Consider the following 799-nt stretch of genomic DNA (forward strand, 5'->3'; position numbering starts at 1 on the left):
AACGGTAGGTATTGCCGAAGGCGGGGCAATAGCACCCGTCAAGCTGGCTGCCGAAGTTGATTAAAAAAATAAAAGTACAGAAAATGATAAACATCTTAATTGAAATACGTCAGCCGGATATGTGGCTGAATAAAGTTCCGCAGTTGAATTGCGGACTGTCGCCCCCTGCTATTGGCAATACATTTGTTGCCTGTTCGTGCCATTGTCAAAACAAGTTCTTTTATTTATAGGTTTTATGCTTCGCTTACAGTCCAAAGCCGACTGCCCAAAAAGTGTTGTGTCAAAACTGAATATTTTAATAACAAGTTTGGGCAGTCGCAGAAAAATCATGTCAGTTGAAAAGTTTGTAGATGTAAAAATAATGTGTCTTAGAATTGCTGCAGAAGCATGTAAGCATTGTCCTGATAAAATTCTTGATACCGCAAAGAATTATTATGATTGGATTCAAAACTTTCCAAAAGAAGTTAATCCTAAAATCCTTAATCAATAATTTTTAAAACACTTTTGATTTTGTTGATGTCTTTTTGCATTGTTTCAAGTAAAACATTTGTGTTATCATACGGAACCATTTGTAAAAAAGTTTTACAACTTGAACATCTTAAATAAAGATGCACCCATGTTGTCCCAGTAGGGACATCTTCAACAAGTTCAAATTGTGTTTTGTCGCACTTGGGGCATTTTGTCCAACTGCTGTTAGGCGAATGAACCATATTATTATGAAATTTTAAAAATGAAAAAATAAAAAGTTGTAAATATCAGCCGTGAACTTTAAACGGGTTGTTGGGCATGACAGGCAACG

Annotated in this window: 2 protein-coding genes; both read left to right on the plus strand. The window is 35.5% G+C overall.

Annotated elements, in window-relative coordinates:
* The first annotated feature begins 83 nt into the window (after positions 1–83).
* Positions 84–230 carry a hypothetical protein gene (locus EO766_RS18285; RefSeq protein WP_287101821.1) on the plus strand — a complete coding sequence of 49 codons (147 nt, stop codon included), beginning with the start codon at positions 84–86 and terminating at the stop codon, positions 228–230.
* A gap of 47 nt (positions 231–277) precedes the next feature.
* Positions 278–490, plus strand: a complete 213-nt coding sequence (locus EO766_RS18290) for a hypothetical protein (protein WP_179853208.1) — start codon at positions 278–280, stop codon at positions 488–490.
* Positions 491–799: the final 309 nt, after the last annotated feature.

Source organism: Hydrotalea sp. AMD (assembly GCF_004100315.1).
Classification (GTDB): Bacteria; Bacteroidota; Bacteroidia; order Chitinophagales; family Chitinophagaceae; genus Hydrotalea; species Hydrotalea flava.

What these genes read in the sequence shown, in the direction of transcription:
- EO766_RS18285 (WP_287101821.1), top strand. Translation starts at nt 84, where the DNA reads ATGATAAACATCTTAATTGAAATACGTCAGCCGGATATGTGGCTGAAT.